The organism is Streptomyces sp. NPDC053426, assembly GCF_055585405.1.
Window position 1 is genome coordinate 44,923 of the sequence record NZ_JBVJKE010000009.1, and the last position, 17,523, is coordinate 62,445.

At 73.1% G+C, this 17,523-nt stretch carries 16 protein-coding genes; 9 read left to right on the forward strand and 7 right to left on the reverse strand.

Features of this window, described 5'->3' with window-relative positions; all coding sequences use genetic code 11:
* Positions 1-159 carry a hypothetical protein gene (locus ACZ62B_RS19460; RefSeq protein ID WP_344555277.1) on the reverse strand — a complete coding sequence of 53 codons (159 nt, stop codon included), beginning with the start codon at positions 157-159 and terminating at the stop codon, positions 1-3.
* Positions 156-824, reverse strand: a complete 669-nt coding sequence (pdxH, locus tag ACZ62B_RS19465; RefSeq protein WP_344555275.1) for a pyridoxamine 5'-phosphate oxidase — start codon at positions 822-824, stop codon at positions 156-158. The genes ACZ62B_RS19460 and pdxH overlap by 4 nt, the downstream gene beginning before the upstream one ends.
* A 286-nt stretch (positions 825-1,110) precedes the next feature.
* Here pdxH and ACZ62B_RS19470 point away from each other — a divergent pair, with 286 nt between their 5' ends.
* From ACZ62B_RS19470 to ACZ62B_RS19480, 3 genes are all read left to right on the forward strand, one after another.
* Complete coding sequence (locus ACZ62B_RS19470; RefSeq protein WP_344555273.1) at positions 1,111-2,211, forward strand: citrate synthase 2; 1,101 nt, start codon at positions 1,111-1,113, stop codon at positions 2,209-2,211.
* A gap of 315 nt (positions 2,212-2,526) precedes the next feature.
* Positions 2,527-2,982 (forward strand): GNAT family N-acetyltransferase, encoded by a 456-nt coding sequence (locus ACZ62B_RS19475; RefSeq protein WP_469691319.1) that lies wholly within the window; start codon positions 2,527-2,529, stop codon positions 2,980-2,982.
* Between the two features lie 153 nt (positions 2,983-3,135).
* Entirely contained in the window at positions 3,136-4,530 is a 1,395-nt protein-coding gene (locus ACZ62B_RS19480; protein WP_344555269.1) for a PAS domain-containing protein, read from the forward strand.
* A gap of 188 nt (positions 4,531-4,718) precedes the next feature.
* Here the strand turns inward: ACZ62B_RS19480 and ACZ62B_RS19485 are convergent, their stop codons facing one another.
* Entirely contained in the window at positions 4,719-5,474 is a 756-nt protein-coding gene (locus ACZ62B_RS19485; protein WP_468719231.1) for an SIS domain-containing protein, read from the reverse strand.
* Between the two features lie 237 nt (positions 5,475-5,711).
* Between ACZ62B_RS19485 and ACZ62B_RS19490 the strand changes: the two genes are divergently transcribed.
* Both ACZ62B_RS19490 and ACZ62B_RS19495 read left to right on the forward strand, forming a co-directional pair.
* Positions 5,712-6,404, forward strand: coding sequence for a metal-dependent transcriptional regulator (locus tag ACZ62B_RS19490; RefSeq protein ID WP_344555265.1), 693 nt, complete (start codon positions 5,712-5,714; stop codon positions 6,402-6,404).
* A gap of 528 nt (positions 6,405-6,932) precedes the next feature.
* Positions 6,933-7,811 (forward strand): alpha/beta fold hydrolase, encoded by an 879-nt coding sequence (locus ACZ62B_RS19495; protein ID WP_469691326.1) that lies wholly within the window; start codon positions 6,933-6,935, stop codon positions 7,809-7,811.
* An 8-nt stretch (positions 7,812-7,819) separates the two neighbouring features.
* Here the strand turns inward: ACZ62B_RS19495 and ACZ62B_RS19500 are convergent, their stop codons facing one another.
* From ACZ62B_RS19500 to ACZ62B_RS19510, 3 genes are all read right to left on the reverse strand, one after another.
* Entirely contained in the window at positions 7,820-9,418 is a 1,599-nt protein-coding gene (locus tag ACZ62B_RS19500; RefSeq protein ID WP_468887501.1) for a transporter, read from the reverse strand.
* Between the two features lie 5 nt (positions 9,419-9,423).
* Positions 9,424-10,215 carry an ABC transporter ATP-binding protein gene (locus ACZ62B_RS19505; RefSeq protein WP_344555350.1) on the reverse strand — a complete coding sequence of 264 codons (792 nt, stop codon included), beginning with the start codon at positions 10,213-10,215 and terminating at the stop codon, positions 9,424-9,426.
* Positions 10,216-10,328: 113 nt separating this feature from the next.
* Positions 10,329-10,982 carry a bifunctional DNA primase/polymerase gene (locus tag ACZ62B_RS19510; RefSeq protein ID WP_469691329.1) on the reverse strand — a complete coding sequence of 218 codons (654 nt, stop codon included), beginning with the start codon at positions 10,980-10,982 and terminating at the stop codon, positions 10,329-10,331.
* 315 nt (positions 10,983-11,297) lie between these two features.
* Between ACZ62B_RS19510 and ACZ62B_RS19515 the strand changes: the two genes are divergently transcribed.
* Complete coding sequence (locus ACZ62B_RS19515) at positions 11,298-12,683, forward strand: tetratricopeptide repeat protein (protein WP_344555260.1); 1,386 nt, start codon at positions 11,298-11,300, stop codon at positions 12,681-12,683.
* Between the two features lie 177 nt (positions 12,684-12,860).
* On the forward strand, positions 12,861-14,585 hold the full coding sequence (locus ACZ62B_RS19520; protein ID WP_468719229.1) for a hypothetical protein: 1,725 nt from the start codon (positions 12,861-12,863) through the stop codon (positions 14,583-14,585).
* A gap of 46 nt (positions 14,586-14,631) precedes the next feature.
* Here the strand turns inward: ACZ62B_RS19520 and ACZ62B_RS19525 are convergent, their stop codons facing one another.
* Positions 14,632-15,945, reverse strand: coding sequence for an ABC transporter substrate-binding protein (locus ACZ62B_RS19525; protein WP_344555256.1), 1,314 nt, complete (start codon positions 15,943-15,945; stop codon positions 14,632-14,634).
* A 172-nt stretch (positions 15,946-16,117) separates the two neighbouring features.
* On the opposite strand from ACZ62B_RS19525, the gene ACZ62B_RS19530 reads away from it, so the two are divergent.
* Together ACZ62B_RS19530 and purU are read left to right on the forward strand one after the other, a co-directional pair.
* On the forward strand, positions 16,118-16,564 hold the full coding sequence (locus tag ACZ62B_RS19530) for an SCO4402 family protein (RefSeq protein WP_085572226.1): 447 nt from the start codon (positions 16,118-16,120) through the stop codon (positions 16,562-16,564).
* A gap of 47 nt (positions 16,565-16,611) precedes the next feature.
* Positions 16,612-17,493 carry a formyltetrahydrofolate deformylase gene (gene purU / locus ACZ62B_RS19535; RefSeq protein ID WP_344555253.1) on the forward strand — a complete coding sequence of 294 codons (882 nt, stop codon included), beginning with the start codon at positions 16,612-16,614 and terminating at the stop codon, positions 17,491-17,493.
* The last annotated feature ends 30 nt before the right edge of the window (positions 17,494-17,523 follow it).

The window sequence follows — 17,523 nt, forward strand, 5'->3', positions numbered from 1 at the left end:
TCACGCTCGTTCGCGGGCCTCGCGCACCTCACGGAGCGCGTCGACGACGCCGTCCGCCGTGACCTCGGCGCGTACAGCGATGGCCCGGGCCTCTTCCGCCGCCTCGGGCGGTGACAGCGCCGCTTTTTCGCCCGGCCCGCCGGGTGCCTGCTCGTTCACGGGCTCAGCCGCTCCACCCGCCAGGTCCCGCCCGTCTCGGTGACGTACCGCAGGCGGTCGTGCAGGCGGTTCTCCCTGCCCTGCCAGAACTCCACCGACTCCGGGACCACCCGGAAGCCGCCCCAGTGAGGCGGTACCGGTACCCGCTCGTGCTCCGGGTAGCGGGCCGTCAGATCGGCGTACGACGCGTCCAGCTCCGCGCGGCCGCCGATCACCGACGACTGGCCGCTGGCCCACGCGCCGAGCTGGGAGCCGTGTGGGCGGGTGCGGAAGTAGGCGGCCGTCTCGTCGCGGCCGGTGCGGCGCGCGGTGCCGGTGACGATGACCTGCCGGGCCATCGGGTGCCAGGGGAAGAGGAGCGAGACGTGCGGGTTCTCCGCCAGGTCGCGGCCCTTGCGGGAGTCGTAGTTCGTGTAGAAGACGAACCCGTCGTCGTCGAAGTGCTTCAGCAGCACCGTGCGTGAGCTGGGCCGGCCCGCCGCGTCCGCCGTCGAGACGATCATGGCGTTCGGTTCGAACAGCCCGCCGTCCGTCGCGGCCTGTTTGAACCAGCGCGCGAACTGTTCGACGGGGGTGGCGGCCAGGTCGGTCTCGGAGAGCCCCTCGGTCCGGTACTGCTTGCGCATCGAGGCGAGATCGAAGGGGACGGCGTCTCGGTCGGTCACGCCGCCATCCTGCCGTACGCGCGCGGCCCCCGGGAGTGCGGTGTCCTTCGTCACGTGGTGGCACTGAGTGCCGCGAACTCTCCCCAAAGATGGCACTCGGGGATATCGTGCTGCCACTGATCCGGTTGGGTGACCGCCAGCCGGGCATCACAGGGGTGACGTCCCGGACCGCGAGCCCGTTCGACACGGACCGTGGATCCACCGGACGTCCGCCCACGCTTCTGCCGACACATGGTCGTCCCACCCCACAACACCATCTGTCACCCACCTCACGAGGAGCCGCCAGATGTCCGACTTCGTACCCGGGCTCGAAGGAGTCGTCGCGTTCGAGACGGAGATCGCCGAACCCGACAAGGAGGGCGGCGCCCTGCGGTACCGGGGCGTCGACATCGAGGATCTGGTCGGGCACGTCTCCTTCGGCAACGTGTGGGGGCTGCTCGTCGACGGGGCGTTCAACCCCGGACTGCCGCCCGCCGAGCCGTTCCCGATCCCCGTGCACTCCGGCGACATCCGCGTCGACGTGCAGTCCGCGCTGGCCATGCTGGCGCCCGTGTGGGGCCTGAAACCGCTCCTCGACATCGATGCCGAGCAGGCCCGCGACGACCTCGCCCGCGCCGCCGTCATGGCCCTGTCCTACGTCGCCCAGTCCGCGCGCGGCCAGGGCCTGCCCATGGTGCCGCAGCGCGAGATAGACAGGGCCGAGTCCATCGTCGAACGCTTCATGATCCGCTGGCGCGGTGAGCCCGACCCCAAGCACGTCGCGGCCGTCGACGCGTACTGGACGTCGGCCGCCGAGCACGGCATGAACGCCTCCACGTTCACCGCCCGGGTCATCGCCTCGACCGGCGCGGACGTCGCGGCGGCCCTCTCGGGAGCCGTCGGCGCCATGTCGGGGCCGCTGCACGGCGGCGCCCCCTCGCGCGTGCTGGGCATGATCGAGGAGATCGAGCGCACCGGGGACGCCGAGGCGTACGTGAAGCAGGCCCTCGACAAGGGTGAGCGCCTCATGGGCTTCGGCCACCGCGTCTACCGCGCGGAGGACCCCCGCGCCCGCGTCCTGCGCCGCACCGCCCGCGAACTCGGCGCCCCGCGCTTCGAGGTCGCCGAGGCCCTGGAGAAGGCCGCCCTGGCCGAGCTGCACGCCCGCCGCCCCGACCGGGTGCTCGCCACCAACGTGGAGTTCTGGGCGGCCATCGTGCTGGACTTCGCGGAGGTCCCGGCGCACATGTTCACCTCGATGTTCACCTGCGCCCGTACGGCGGGCTGGTCGGCGCACATCCTGGAGCAGAAGCGCACGGGCCGCCTGGTCCGGCCCTCGGCCCGCTACGTCGGGCCGGGCACGCGCGACCCGCGCGAGATCGAGGGGTACACGGACATCGCCCGCTGAGGAAAGGCCCCGAAACGCAGGCGACCCGCGAGTCTGGTTCCTCCCTGGGGAGGAGCCGGCCGGACGTTACCGGCGACTCGCGGGTCGGGTGACTGCGTTGGGTTAGGCCGGCTGCGTGTATCTCGCACACGCTGGCCCGGCGCCGAACCGAGTACGACGGCGGGCCACTAGCCCGCAGCCACCTCTTCCGTCCGGTTGTCATACATCTGCCGAACCACCTCCTTTCCGAAGTACTGCCACCCTAAGAAGCGATCGGCGCCGTATCAACCACTTTTTTTCGTTGACCCCCGCGCGGGGGCGCGGTTGGCTTGCCGGATGAGTGATCTTCGTATCGACGTCGTGGACGGCGACGCCATGCTGGAGCAGTGGCGGCACGTCCACAACGTGATCGTGCCGCCCGCCGCGATGACACCCGACGAGGTGCGGGAGCGGCTCACGCGCGGGTACCGGCTGGAGAACGCGTACGACGGTGACGTGCTCGTCGGCTGCTCGACGGTGCGGCCCCCGCAGGGCGAGGAGGCCGTGGCGACCGTCATCGCGCGGGTGCTGCCCGGGCACCGGGGCAGGGGGATCGGCGCGGCGCTCTACGAGAAGGGGCTGGCGCACGCGCGCGGGCTCGGGGCCGGAGCGGTCGAGACCGTGGTGCTGGCGGCCAACGCGGAGGGGCTGCGGTTCGCCGCGGCGAAGGGTTTCGTCGAGCGGGAGCGGTACGTGCTGGACGGCGAGCGCGACGAGTGGGTCGACCTGCGGCTGGTGGCTTCCGCCGCGTAGGGAGAGCGGCCGCTTCGCGGGAAGGCGACCGCGTACAACGATTCTCTCAATCTTGCGGGAACCCGATGTGCGCTGAGTCACGTTCAAGTTGAATGATTGCAAGTGAGTGAACCGTCGTGCCGTACGTGCGGACGCAGCCTGCAGGGGGTCCAGGTGAGTGCTTCCCGGCGTAGTGGGACCACCGACGAGCTGGGGCCGGACGAGCCCGAGCCCGCGCGGGAGGGGTCGGACGGCTCCGACCTCCTCGCCGCGCTGCTCGACGGCATGGACGCCGCCCTGTGCGCCTTCGACGCGGACGGGACGGTCACGCACTGGAACCGTGAGGCGGAGCGGATCCTCGGCTGGAGCGCGGAGGAGGCGGTGGGCCGGGCCGGGTTCGCCGGGTGGGCCGTGCGCAGCGCGGACGCCGAGGAGGTCGAGGCGCGGCTGATGTCGGCCATGGACGCGCCGGGCCGGCAGGTCAACGAGTTCGCGCTGCTGACGAAGGACGGCGGCCGGGTGCTGGTGCGGACGCAGTCCGCGGCCGTGCGCGGGCCGGACGGCAAGCCGGCGGGGGTGTACTGCGCGTTCAGCGAGGTGCACGCGCAGATCGACCTGGAGCGGTCGATCGCGCTGAGCGAGGCGCTGCTGGAGGACGCGAGCTGGGGTGTCGTCCTGGTCGACGCGGACCTGCGGCCCGCGGTGGTGAACGCGCACGCCGCGCGGGCGCTGGGGGCGGGGCGCACGTCGGTACTGGGCCGGCCGCTGGGGGAGCTGCTGGCGCAGGGCGTGGAGGAGCTGGAGAGCGCGCTCACCCATGTCCTCGCGGAGGGCGCGCCGCCCGCGCCGGCCGAGCTGTGGGTGAGTGTGCGCACGCCGGAGGGCGAGCGGCGGCGGTGCTGGCGGAGCGGGTTCGTGCGGCTGTCGTCACCGCTGGCGGAGGAGCCGGTGCCGCTCGGGGTCGGCTGGCTGTTCCAGGACGTGACCGAGGCCCGGCAGGGCGAGCAGGAGGCGTCGCTGCTGCGGTTCCGCGCGCAGCAGCTGCACCGCGCGGCGCGCGCGGCGGCGGAGTGCGAGGATCCGGCGGAGGCGGCGACGGTCCATCTGGACTTCGCGCTGGCCGGGTTCGCCGATCACGCGCTGATCGACCGGGTGGCCGACGGCGCGGAGGACGTCGAACGGGTGAGGCTGGTGCGGATCGCCGCCACGCCGTCCGGTGCGCCGGGGCCGAGCAGGCTCGCCGGGCGGGCGGGGCTGCCGGTGCGGTACGGGGAGGGGCATCCGGCGGTGCAGTGTGTGGAGCGGGTCGGGACGGTGCGTGCGGATGTCGGGTCCATGGGGGCCGAGGAGGCGCGGGCGTGGGCGCTGGCCCGGCAGTGGCCGGGGGACGCGGTGCACGCCTTGTGCGTGGTGTTGCGCAGCCGGGGGCGGACGCTTGGTGCTGTGACGTTTCTGCGGGGGGTGGGGCGTAGCGCGTTCGAGCGCTCCGACGCGATGTACGCGGAGGACGTGGCGGTCCGCATCGCCACGGCCCTGGATCTGGCGGGGCTTCTCGGCGACGACCGCTGACATGTGTCTCTCGCCCCCGCCGCCCTTACCCGTCCCCTCCCGGGGGCGCTGCCCCCGGAACCCCCGCTCCTCAAACGCCGGAGGGGCTGAATCCCAGCCCCTCCGGCGTTTGAGGAGCGGGGTCTGGGGCGGAGCCCCGGGTTCGGGACGGGAAGGGGCGGCGGGGGCGAGGAAACCGTCGTCCCGGGTCAGTGGCGGTAGAAGATCCGGTCGCCGTACTCGTCCATGATGCGGGCGTTCCATTCGTGGCCGCCGTCCACGTTGCCGGAGCGCAGGAGCGGAGGCTCGATGCCGCGGTCGGCGAGGACCGCCGCCGCCGTGGCCATGACGGACTGCAGAAGCGCCGTGGTGACCACCGTGGACGCGGGAGCGAAGGGCGCCGGCACGTTGTCGAGGGTGAGCTCCGCGTCACCGACCGCGATCCGGGAGTCCAGCACGAGATCGCAGTGGTCCTTCAGGAACGTCCCGGAGGGGTGCCGGGACGTCGTCTGCGCCGCGTACGCCACCGACGTCACGCCGATCACCCGTACGCCCCGTTCCCGGGCCTTCAGGGCCATCTCCACGGGCAGCTCGTTGCGCCCGGACAGCGAGATGATGATCAGCGCGTCACCCGCGCGGAGGGGTGAGGAGTCGAGCACGACGCCCGCGAGGCCGCCGACCCGCTCCAGGGCGGAGCCCAGCGTGGCCGGCATCACGTCGACGCCGACGACCCCCGGGACGACGAGCAGGTTCATCAGGGCGAGTCCGCCGGCCCGGTAGACGAGGTCCTGCGCGGCCAGCGAGGAATGCCCGGCGCCGAAGGCGAAGAGCCGGCCGCCGTCCGCGACCGTGTCGGCGAGCAGCGTGCCCGCCGCCGCGACGGACTCGGCCTCCTCGTCGCGGATCCGCTGCAGCAGGTCGATCGCGGCGTCGAGGAACCGGTCGGCCGGCGTGCGGTCGCTCATGCGGCATCCCTTCGGGCACTTCGTGCAGGAGTGTTGCGGATCACCGTGCGGTCTGGACCAGTGTCGTGTCAATACGGCGCCCGGCGGCGGGGTTTCCCCTCCGGGCGGCCCCTCGTTTCCACTGCGCGGCCCGGTTGTCGGTCCTATGCGTCAGAATTGGTTCCTGGGCCAGCGCACGCGCCGGTGAGCCGTCCAGCCTCCGGCAGAGCCATCCGCAGATCTCATCGAGGGGCATGTATGTCCGGACTGATCGACACCACGGAGATGTATCTCCGCACCATCCTCGAGCTGGAGGAGGAAGGTGTGGTCCCCATGCGCGCCCGGATCGCCGAGCGGCTCGACCAGAGCGGCCCGACGGTCAGCCAGACGGTGGCGCGGATGGAGCGCGACGGCCTGGTGTCCGTCGCCCCCGACCGGCACCTGGAGCTCACCGACGAGGGTCGCCGACTGGCCACGCGCGTGATGCGCAAGCACCGCCTCGCCGAGTGTCTCCTGGTCGACGTGATCGGCCTGGAGTGGGAGCAGGTCCACGCCGAGGCCTGTCGCTGGGAGCACGTGATGAGCGAGGCCGTCGAGCGCCGCGTGCTGGAGCTGCTGAGGCACCCCACCGAGTCGCCGTACGGCAACCCGATCCCGGGCCTGGAGGAGCTGGGCGAGAAGGACGGGGCCGACCCGTTCCTGGACGAGGGCATGGTGTCCCTGGCCGACCTCGACCCGGGCGCCGAGGGCAAGACGGTCGTGGTGCGCCGGATCGGCGAGCCGATCCAGACGGACGCGCAGCTCATGTACACGCTGCGCCGGGCGGGCGTGCAGCCCGGCTCGGTGGTCAGCGTGACGGAGTCGGCGGGCGGGGTGCTGGTGGGCAGCAGCGGCGAGGCGGCCGAGCTGGAGTCGGAGGTGGCCTCGCACGTGTTCGTCGCCAAGCCCTGACCGACCGGCGGGCGGGGCGGGACACCGGGGGCCGGGCGGGCGGTTCGCGCCCGCCGGTGTGAGGTGTGAACGCGCCGAATCCGAGATCCACTGCGGCGAATCGCAGCGCTCACCGGATTCGCGTGCGAGGCTGTCGCGTGAGGCATATGACCTGAGTGGCTCTGGCCGGGCCGACAGCGATGTCACCCCGGCAGGGGAGGGGCGGGACGATGTGCCGTGACCACGTGAGGAGCCCCGGCGCCGCACGGCGCCGGGGCCTGTCCTCCCCTGTGCTGACCCGGAGCCCCGAGCTCTCAGGGTCATTCCCCTCGGACCGTTTTCCCCGAGCGGTCCGCCTCCCGATGAAGATCTCCCCCGGGCCGCGGCGATCAATCCCCGCGGGGGGTCACTCGAACGAGGGGTGTTGCCGGGCAAGAAGCCATTTTCGAATCTTCATTCGATAATCTGCGGGCAGTGGTAACAGGCGGCAACAGGCAGGGCCAGTACACAGGCAGCGGGCAGGCAGCGAGCTTGGGGGGTGCCAGGACCATGGCGCGACGCATCGACGTGACCGGGGCGGACGGCGTACGGCTCGCCGCCTGGGAGTTCGGCGACCCGCCCAAGAACGGGGCCGACCCGGCGGAGAGCGCCGCGCAGAACGCCCCCAGCGTGCTGTTACTGCACGGCCTGATGGGCCGCGCCTCGCACTGGGCGTCCACCGCCCGCCGGCTCTCCGGGCGGTACCGCGCGGTCGCCCTCGACCAGCGCGGCCACGGCCGCAGCGACAAGCCCCCGCAGGCCTCCTTCACCCGTGACGCCTACGTCGACGACGCCGAGGCCGCCCTGGAACAGCTCGGCCTCGGCCCCGCCGTCCTCATCGGCCACGCGATGGGCGCGCTGACCGCCTGGCAGCTCGCCGCCAAGCGCCCCGACCTGGTGCGCGGGCTGGTCATCTGCGACATGCGGGCCTCCGCCCTCGGGGCCGCCTCGCAGCGCGAGTGGGCGGAGTGGTTCAAGGCCTGGCCGGTCCCGTTCGCCACGCTCGCCGACGTACGCAAGTGGTTCGGCGAGGACGACCCCTGGGTGGAGCGGCCCAACCCGGCCCGCGGCGCGTTCTACGCCGAGGTGATGGCCGAGTCCCCGGACGGCTGGCGTCCGGTGTTCGACCCGGACCAGATGCTCCGCTCCCGCGAGACCTGGGTCTTCGACGCGCACTGGGAGGAACTGGCCCAGGTGCGCTGCCCCGCCCTGGTGGTCCGCGGCCTCGACGGCGAGCTCGGCCGCGCGGAGGCACAGGAAATGGTCCGCGTCATGCCCCACGGCCGGTACGCGGAGGTCGCCGACGCCGGCCACCTGGTCCACTACGACCAGCCGGAGACCTGGCTCACGGCGATCGAACCTTTCCTGGACTCACTGGACGACCGCTGACCGCCGGCTCACCCCTTGCTCACCGCCGTCAGGATCTCCGGCAGCCGGCGGGCCGTCTGCGGGGCCGCCAGCCGCAGGCCGAGGAACGTCAGGGCCGCGCCGTACGCCGTGCCCACCGGCAGCAGCAGCCACAGCCGGTCGTCGCCACCCTCGGCGACGTTCAGCCAGACGGTGAGGGCGATGACCGGGACGCACAGCACCGCCGCCGCGACCATGCCGCCGAAGATGGAGATCCAGGCCAGCCCCACCTGCCCCGGGGCGACGTTCTTGTGGCCCTCCTGCGGGATGGAGTACGGGAAGCGGGCCGAGGTCCACGCGCCCGTCGAGAGCATCGCGCCGAGCAGCGCGAAGGACAGGCCCAGCGCCTCCGGCAGCCGCGCCCAGTCGCCCAGCATCGCCGTCGTCAGCACGGTGACGAGCGCGGCGTACGGCAGGGTGACCAGCAGCAGCGCCAGCGCGCGGGCGCGCAGCTCGACGTACGCGTCCCGGGTCGACGAGATCGTCATCGCGACCATCCAGAACGCCGAGGTGTCCTGCCCGAACTGGTTGTACATCTGGAGGCCGAGCATCCCGGCGGCGAAACAGGCGAAGTAGACCGAGCCGGTGCCCTGCCAGGCGTTGAACACCGGCACGATCAGCCCGATCGCCAGCGAGGTCACCCACGCGGCCTTCGTCTTCGGATCGCGCCAGACGTAGCGCAGGCTGCGCTCCATGGCCGTACCCGTGCGGCCCGGCGGCAGCAGCCGGGACAGGCCCGTCGACGACCGGTCGCGGACCGCCGTGTCCCCGGCCGCCTGGAGGGTGGAACCGTCCGGCGAGGTCATCAGCCGCGTCAGGGACCGCGACCACAGCGCGAGCAGCCCCGCCAGCGCCGCCGCGCTCAGCGCCAGTTGCGCCAGCGCGACCCCGTACGCCCCCTCGCCCGCCGTGTGCACCGCGGCGACCGCCGACGCCGGCGGGAACCACCGCAGCACGTCCGCCGCCGGGTCGAGCTGCTCCAGGCCGGAGGAACCCAGCCGCTGCGCCCCGAAGTTGACCACCTGCGCCCCGACGGCGATCACCAGCCCGCTGAGCACCGCGAGGTCCCGGCCCCTGCGGCTGGTGAGCAGCCGTACGTTGGCGGTGGCCACCGCCCGCGCGAGCGCCACGCACACCAGCAGCGCCAGCGGCACGGCGAGGACGCCCACCGCGAACGCCGCCCCGCCGTGCGCGACGGCGATCACGGAACCGGCGAGCAGGCACAGCGTGAACAGCGGCCCGATACCGACCAGCGAGGACACGAGCAGGGCCCGCACCAGCGGCCGCGGCCGCAGCGGCAGCATCACCAGCCGGGTCGGGTCGAGGGTCTCGTCGCCCCCGGGGAAGAACAGCGGCATCACCGCCCAGCCGAGCCCCAGCACCGCCACGAGCAGCACCACCAGCGACTCGACGTGGCCGAAGCCGCGCAGCGCGATCAGCCCGAGCAGCTGCAGCGCGGCGAACAGCAGGACGACGACGGCGGAGGCGATGTACGCGGCCTTCCGCCCGCCGGACTGCCGCAGCCCGTTGCGCAGCAGGGACAGTTTCAGCCGGACGAAGACGGAGGTGAGGGCGGCGGGAGTGCTCACGGCGCTCACCGGGACCCCCCGCCCAGCCAGTCCAGATCCGAACCGGCGTCCCGGCTGTCCGCGCCGACCAGCTCCAGGAACGCCCGTTGCAGCGAGGGCGCGTCCCCGCGCACCTCGGCGAGCGGACCGTGGGCGCGGATCCGGCCGGCGGCCATCACGGCCACCCAGTCGCACAGCGACTCGACGAGCTCCATGACGTGGGAGGAGAACACGACCGTGGCGCCGGACGCCGTGTACCGCTCCAGGACACCCCGGATGGTCTGCGCGGAGACCGGGTCGACACCCTCGAACGGCTCGTCCAGGAAGAGGACTTCGGGATTGTGCAGCAGGGCGGCGGCGAGCCCGGTCTTCTTGCGCATGCCGGTCGAGTAGTCGACGACGAGCTTGTGCTGGGCACCGGCCAGATCGAGGACGTCGAGCAGCTGCGTGGCCCGCTTGTCGACCTCGGCACCGGGCAGCCCCCGCAACCGCCCCGTGTACGCGAGCAGTTCACGCCCCGACAGCCGCTCGAACAGCCGCAGACCCTCCGGCAGCACCCCGATCCGTGCCTTGACCTCCACCGGGTCCCGCCACACGTCGTGCCCGACGATCTCGACGGTGCCCTGATCGGGCCGCAGCAGCCCGGTCACCATGGACAAGGTGGTGGTCTTCCCGGCCCCGTTGGGCCCGACCAGCCCGACGAACCGCCCCGCGGGCAGCTCCAGATCGATCCCCCCGACCGCGACCTGTTCCCCGAACCGCTTCCAGAGCCCCCGCACACGCACGGCGCTGACACCCACCACGTCTCCCTCCGTCAGCCGAAAGCCTACGGGGAGTGCAGCGCCCTGAAGGGGCGCGGGGAACTGCGCGATCAGCCGCGACGGCGCCGCAGTCGCCAATGAACAGCAACCACGCACAACACATAGGCGCCCTACCGATCCCGGCCGCACGCATACGCCAACGGCGAGACCAACTCCTCCACATCCGGCAACCACCGGTTCACAGCCGTGGGCCGGCAGGCCCACTGCACGGCCCCCCGGCACCCGACCCGCGTAGGCGGCGCGGCCACGTACGCCCCCTCCCCGAGGACCGTCAGGTCGAGCGACGACAACGACCACCCCAGCTTGCGCAGCAACTCCGGCACCTTCGCCGAAGCCCCGGGCAGCACGAAGAACTCCATCCGCCGGTCCGGCGTCACCGTGACCGGCCCCAGCGTCAGCTCCATCCGCTCCATCCGCGCGAGCGCCAGGAACCCCGCCGTCTCCGGCACGGACACCGCGTCGAACGTCCGCCCGGTGGGCAGCAGGACCGACGCGTCCGGCTGCTTCTGCCACATCCGGCGGGCGACGGTCGCGCTGCCGGTCGCCTGGGCCGCCCAGTCCGGGCGGGCCGGGTGCGCGCCGGGCGAGGGGCACGCGGCGTCACCGCACGAGCAGCGCTGCACCCCCTCGACGGCCTCCAGCCAGGTGCCCGGGAACACGTCCCAGTGCCGCTCCTCGGCGTAGCGAACGGCGGTGTCCAGCAGCGATTCCCCGCGCTGCTTCGGGATCTGTACGGCGTCGGCGCCCGCGATCGTCTCTTCCATGATGAACACAACTACGGCCGTCACCAGGGGTTACGCCCGCGCGCATGCGCGGGGGAGGAGCACCGGTTCCGTGTCCGGGGCGCATGGGTGCATCCATGGGGGCGCGCGGGAGGATCCGCGTCCCCCGGTGGGTAACCAGGAGGGGGGCCGGCATCCGCCGTTACCCCGGCAATCCTCACATGTCCCGCATTGTCGGTACTTCGACGGGGCATTGATCTTCCCGGCCGTATGTGTCGCCGGGACGCGAGACGTACGGCCGCGGAAGACACGTCAACTCGGTGCGTGGCAGGGCACCGCAGCCTCAGGGGGTACGCCATGGCCGCAAGGCCTCTCGTCGCGCGGCAGCCGAACGAACGGCTGCAGGCGCTCATCCAGGAAGCCGGATGCTCCAACGCCGGGCTGGCCCGCAGGGTCAACATGTGCGGCGCCGAGCACGGCCTCGACCTGCGCTACGACAAGACGTCGGTGGCGCGCTGGCTGCGCGGGCAGCAGCCGCGGGGCCGGGCGCCGGCGATCATCGCGGAGGCACTGGGCCGCAAACTGGGCCGTACGGTCACGATCGACGAGATCGGCATGGCCAACGGCAAGAACCTCGCCTCGGGCGTCGGCCTCCAGTTCTCGCCGACGGTACTGGGGGCCATCGAGCAGGTCTGCGAGCTGTGGCGCAGCGACGTGGGCCGGCGGGACTTCCTGTCCGGGTCCTCCGTCGCCGCCTCCGCGCTGGTGGAGCCCAGCCGCGACTGGCTGATCTCCGCGCCCGACGGGCAGGTGGCGCGCTCCGCCGGGCCCCGCGTGGGACAGTCCGACGTGGCGGCCGTACGGTCCATGACGCAGGCGCTGGTGGACCTGGACCACCAGTACGGCAGCGGGCACGTGCGCCCGGTCGTGGTCCACTACCTCAACAGCGTCGTCTCGGGGCTGCTGGCGGGGTCGTACCGCGAGGCCGTGGGGCGCGACCTGTTCGCGGCGGTCGCGCGGCTGACCGAACTCGCCGGGTACATGGCCGTCGACACCGGGCAGCCGGGCCTCGCCCAGCGCTACTACATCCAGGCGCTGCGGCTGGCGCAGGCGGCCGGGGACCGCGGGTACGGCGGGTACGTGCTCGCCGCCTCCATGAGCCACCTGGCCGCGCAGCTCGGAAACCCGCGTGAGATCGCGCAGTTGGCGCGCGCGGCGCAGGAGGGCGCGCGGGGGCGCGTGACACCCCGCGCGGAGGCGATGTTCCACGCGGCGGAGGCGCGCGGGCACGCGCTGATGGGCGACGCGCACGCCGCGCAGACGGCGGCGGGGCGCGCGGTGAGCGCCATGGAGGCCGCCGACCCGGCCTCGGGCGACGACCCGGTGTGGATCGCGCACTTCGACGAGGCCTATCTGGCCGACGAGTTGGCGCACTGCCACCGGGACCTCGGCCAGGCGGACGCCGCCGCGCGGTGCGCCCGCCAGGCGCTGGACGGACACCCGGCGTCGCGGGCGCGGCGGCGGGCGATCGGCCTCGTGCTGCTGGCCACCGCGCAGGTGCAGCAGCGCGAGATCGAACAGGCCTGCAGCACGGGCCTGAAGGCGGTGGAGCTGCTGGGCGGGCTCCGCTCCGACCGGGGCGCCGAGTACCTGGAGGACCTCCAGCAGCGCCTCGAGCCGTACCGGGAGGAGTCGGTGGTACGGGAGTTCGGGGCGCGGATGGAGCTCCGGACGGCGGCGTGACGTCCACGAGGTGACGGGCAGGGGCGAAGGGGGTGACGCAAGCGGGTTGCGGTGACACGGTTTTGTTACCGCGCTCACAGGGCAGGAGGTCAGGTCCTGTGCTGCGTGGCACCGGGCTCCGGGGACCCGGTAGCGTGAGCCGACGATTCACAAGGTCCCCCATTGGTAGGAGTCCCGGTGACGCAGAGTGGACAGGGCGAGGAGCCCTCGGCGCGCCCCGCGCGCGAAGGCATCGTGCTGCCCTCCGACGGTGGTGAACCCCTGCTGCCGGGCGTGACGGCCGGACCGGCCGCCCCCGGCGGCAGCGCGGGCGGCCGGACCTCCGGCGGAGAGTTCCCCGCCTCGGCCCCGCCCGGCGGCCAGACCTGGGGCACGCCGTGGGGTCCCGGGCAGCAGGACCCGGCCGCACCGACCGGCCAGGACTGGCAGTCCCCGTCCGACGGACAGTGGGGCACCCCGGAGCCGTCCCCGTGGGGCGCGCAGAACCCGCCCGCCCCGGCCCACGGAGGCGGCCCCGGCCCGCTCCCGCCCGAGGGCGCGCAGACCCACGGCGGCCACCCGCCGTACGGCGCGAACGGTGCCGCACCGCTGCCCGAGTCCGCCGGATACGGCGGCCACCCGGGACCGAACGGCCCGGCCGCCCCGTACGGCTCCGCCGCCGGATACGGCGGGAACACCCCGCCCGACCCGCACGGAAACGTTCCGCACGGCGCCGCCGGGCCCTACGGCGGCGCTCCCGCCCAGAACGGCTACGGCGCCCCCCACTACCCGCCGGCCGCCGCGCCCGACGGGTCGGAAGGGGTCACCCAGTACATGCCGCCGGTGCCCGCCGCCGCCGGCGGCGACGAAGGGGCGACGCAGCTCATACCCCCGGTGAGCCCGGGCGCGCTGCCGCCCGAGATGCCCGCCCACGGCTCCGAGGCGGGCGGCTACCCGGGCATGCCCCCGCAGAACGCGCCCGGCGCGGGACACCTGCCGCCCGCAGGCGGTCCCGACGCCGAGGCCACCCAGTACATCGCCCCCGTCACCGACCAGCCCCCCGGGCAGCCCTACGGCACCCCGCCGCCCGGTGACGGCAACCGGCAGCCGCCCGCCGAGTTCGACAACCTCTTCCGCGACGACGCCGCGGGACCGGCCGGATCCACCCAGCAGCTCCCGCGCGTCGACTACGGCCCGCCCGCCCACACCCCGCCCGGCGGTCCGGCCGGCCCGGTCGGACCCGCCGCCCCGACCGGCGGCCGGGGCGGACGCGGCGGTGGCCGCACCGGCTCGCGCGTGCCGCTCATCGCGGCGGTCGGCATCGGTATCGCTGTGCTCGGCGTCGGCGCGGGCGCGCTGATCGGCAGCCCGGGCGGCGACGACGGCGGCGACGACAACCAGAACGTGTCCGCCACCGCGCCCGCGAGCGCGGAGGCCTCCGCCTCCGCCTCCCCCTCCGTCGACCCCGCCCGTGAGCAGGCCGTCGAGCTGGACAAGCTGCTGGCCCACAGCGGCAACAGCCGCACCGCCGTGATCAACGCGGTCGCCGATGTGAAGGCCTGCCGCGACCTCGGCCAGGCGGCCAAGGACCTGCGGGAGGCGGCCGGGCAGCGCACCCAGCTCGTGACCGACCTCTCCGGCCTGGCCGTGGACAAGCTGCCGGACCACCAGGCGCTGACCACCGCGCTCACCAAGGCGTGGCAGGCGTCGGCGTCGGCCGACAACCACTACGCCGCCTGGGCCGACCAGGTCGCCGGCAACAAGAAGCTGTGCAAGAAGGGCCAGGCCCGTTCCACCGGCCAGACCCAGGCCGGCAACCGGGCCAGTGGCACGGCGACCGCCGAGAAGAAGGCGGCCGCCAAGGAGTGGAACGAGATCGCCAGGCAGTACGGCCTGACCGAGCGCCAGCCGACCCAGCTCTGACCGGGCACTGAGAACCCGCGGTCGCGCCCGGGCGTGACCGCGGGTGTCAGCCCAGATCCGCGTCCCGCAGCGTCTTCGTCACATCGGTGAAGCCCTTGCGGGCCGCGACCAGCCGGCCGTCCCGGACCACCTGCAGGGTCACGTTCGCGTTGACCAGGCGGGGGAAGCCGACGGCGGCGAGTTCGTCCTGGAAGTTCCACCGCAGGGTGGGGGTGAGCCCGCCCGTGGTGACCTTCAGTCCGCCGTCCAGTGCCCCGCTCACCGTGTCGGCGCTCACCTCGCCGTCGCCCAGCGACTCGACGACCTGCTTGAACACGGTGTAGGCGATCCAGGTGGTCTGCACCCCGGCGTCCGCGGCGTCGATCCGGTTGTCCCCGAACGCCTCCTTCTCGATCACCTTCTTCATCGGGTCCCAGAGCGGGTCGCCCGCCGCCGGGTACCAGCCGGTGACGTACGACCCCTCGTACGGCCCCGACGCCCCGCCGGACGCGTCGATCGTGCTCTGGTCGACGCTGCCCAGCACGGTCGCGGTGCGCACCTCGGGATAGTCGGCGCGGGCCCGCCGGAAGGAGTCCATGAAGGTGCCCGTGCGGTCGCCGAGGGCGGGCACCACACAGCCCTGCTCGGCCGTGTCCGCGGTGGCGCGCTCCAGGGCCTGCCGTGCCTGGCTCTCGTACGAGGTGGCGTCCTCCGCCGCCCGCTGGTCACCGGAGCGCGCGTGCCCGCCCGCCGCCAGGCCCGAGTCGAGCAGCGGGGGGAGCTGGTCGCCCACGATGGTGTCGGGCCGGATCAGGGTGACCGGCCCGCAGCTGTCGGCCAGGGTGCGGCCGAGACCGGCCAGCAGCACCGGCTGGCCGCCGTTGACGGGGTAGGACAGCGGGCTGGTGAACTCGTTGGTGGTGATGCCGTAACCGCCGATGTACGGGATTCCGGCGCCCTCCAGGGCGGGCATGAAGGAGTCGGCGTACTGGCTGTAGGAGCCGACGACCGCGACGGCGTTCTCCTGCACCGCGCGCCGGGCGCACCGCGCGGCGGCCACGGTGTCGTTCTCGTCGTTGCAGGTCAGTACGGTGAGCCGGCGGCCGTTGATACCGCCCTGGGAGTTGATCCAGCGGGCGTACGCTTCGGCGAACGCGGGCATGCCGGGCTTGTTGGTGGCCTTGGTGTCCTGGGGCGCCCACGTCATCACGGTGATGGGGCCGTCGTCCCCGGAGCCCCCCGTGGCACCGGGGACGATCCCGCACCCGGCGGCGAGCGACGCGCACGCCACCAGCGCGCCCGTGGTCAGGGCGCGGGCCCTGACGGGCCGGTGGAGGAGGCGGGGGAGGAGAATGCTGCGGATGCGTCGCCTGCCGGTCATGTCCCCGCACGATTCCGCCACACGGCCAACCCCGGAGTGACCCTTGGTCAACGGGCGGTGACGCCGAGGTGAATTGCGGGGTCCCGTATGACTCGTGTGGCGCGGAAACGTACGATCGACGATCGTGCAAGGTTCGGAGAACTCTTCCCGTCGCGGCCGTCGCTCCTCCACCATGGGCGGCATGCCACTCAACGACATGCCGTGGTGGCGCTGGCGCAGCAATGTGCGCTCCGCGCTGCACATGCTCTCCGACCCCGCCTTCCAGCGGGGCGTCTGGCTGGCCGGGGTCGACGGCTACGGCGACGTCACCGACGCCGTCTACCGGCTGGTCGAGGACACCTGGCTGGACAACTGGTCCGCCGAGAAGTACGTCGGCACGATCTTCCGCGACTCCCAGGAGGCGGCGCTCGTCGACACCGCGGTGCTGCGCGTGCTGCGGATCATGCACCAGGTCGGCCCGGACGCGCCGGTGGCCGCCTACCTGGAGCACGAGGGGTGGCCGGAGGCGGTGCGGGCCGCGCGGGACGCGCACGTGCGGATGGCGGCGAGCGACGGCGACGACCCCGACGCGCCGCCGAGCACCCTCGAGGTGCTGCGGATCGTGACGCGGTCCGCGTAGCGGGACGGTCGGCCGGCCGTGACCGCGCGTGTGGGACCCTTTTCCGCATGAGCGAGCAGTCCACCCGAACCGCAACCCCCGCCGACCAGTACGTCCTCACCCTGTCCTGCCCCGACAAGCAGGGCATCGTGCACGCCGTGTCGAGCTACCTCTTCATGACCGGCTGCAACATCGAGGACAGCCAGCAGTTCGGCGACCACGACACGGGTCTGTTCTTCATGCGCGTCCACTTCTCGGCGGACGCCCCGGTGACCGTGGAGAAGCTGCGGGCGAGCTTCGCGGCGATCGGTGACTCCTTCCACATGGACTGGCAGATCAACCGGGCCGACGAGAAGATGCGCATCCTGCTCATGGTCAGCCGGTTCGGGCACTGCCTGAACGACCTGCTGTTCCGCGCGCGGACCGGCGCGCTGCCGGTGGAGATCGCCGGGGTGGTGTCCAATCACACCGACTTCGCCGAACTGGTGGCTTCGTACAACATTCCCTTCCACCACATCCCGGTGCCGAAGGACGGCAAGCCGGAGGCCGAGGCCCGGCTGCTGGAGATCGTGCGCGAGGCCGACGTCGAGCTCGTCGTCCTCGCCCGCTACATGCAGGTCCTCTCGGACGACCTGTGCAAGCAGCTCTCGGGGCGGATCATCAACATCCACCACTCCTTCCTGCCGAGCTTCAAGGGCGCGAAGCCGTACCACCAGGCGCACGCGCGGGGCGTGAAGCTGATCGGCGCGACCGCGCACTATGTCACCGCCGACCTCGACGAGGGGCCGATCATCGAGCAGGAGGTCGAGCGGGTGGGGCACGATGTCACGCCCGAGGGGCTCGTCGCGATCGGGCGGGACGTGGAGTGCCAGGCGCTGGCGCGGGCGGTGAAGTGGCACGCGGAGCGGCGCATTCTGCTCAATGGGCGGCGGACGGTGGTTTTCGCCTGACAGCTCGGTTCACCCGGTTCGTCGGCGGGT

What these genes read in the sequence shown, in the direction of transcription:
- ACZ62B_RS19470 (WP_344555273.1), top strand. Translation starts at nt 1,111, where the DNA reads ATGTCCGACTTCGTACCCGGGCTCGAAGGAGTCGTCGCGTTCGAGACG.
- ACZ62B_RS19475 (WP_469691319.1), top strand. Translation starts at nt 2,527, where the DNA reads ATGAGTGATCTTCGTATCGACGTCGTGGACGGCGACGCCATGCTGGAG.
- ACZ62B_RS19485 (WP_468719231.1), bottom strand. Translation starts at nt 5,474, where the DNA reads ATGAGCGACCGCACGCCGGCCGACCGGTTCCTCGACGCCGCGATCGAC.
- ACZ62B_RS19490 (WP_344555265.1), top strand. Translation starts at nt 5,712, where the DNA reads ATGTCCGGACTGATCGACACCACGGAGATGTATCTCCGCACCATCCTC.
- ACZ62B_RS19495 (WP_469691326.1), top strand. Translation starts at nt 6,933, where the DNA reads ATGGCGCGACGCATCGACGTGACCGGGGCGGACGGCGTACGGCTCGCC.
- ACZ62B_RS19510 (WP_469691329.1), bottom strand. Translation starts at nt 10,982, where the DNA reads ATGGAAGAGACGATCGCGGGCGCCGACGCCGTACAGATCCCGAAGCAG.
- ACZ62B_RS19515 (WP_344555260.1), top strand. Translation starts at nt 11,298, where the DNA reads ATGGCCGCAAGGCCTCTCGTCGCGCGGCAGCCGAACGAACGGCTGCAG.
- ACZ62B_RS19525 (WP_344555256.1), bottom strand. Translation starts at nt 15,945, where the DNA reads ATGACCGGCAGGCGACGCATCCGCAGCATTCTCCTCCCCCGCCTCCTC.
- ACZ62B_RS19530 (WP_085572226.1), top strand. Translation starts at nt 16,118, where the DNA reads ATGGGCGGCATGCCACTCAACGACATGCCGTGGTGGCGCTGGCGCAGC.
- purU (WP_344555253.1), top strand. Translation starts at nt 16,612, where the DNA reads ATGAGCGAGCAGTCCACCCGAACCGCAACCCCCGCCGACCAGTACGTC.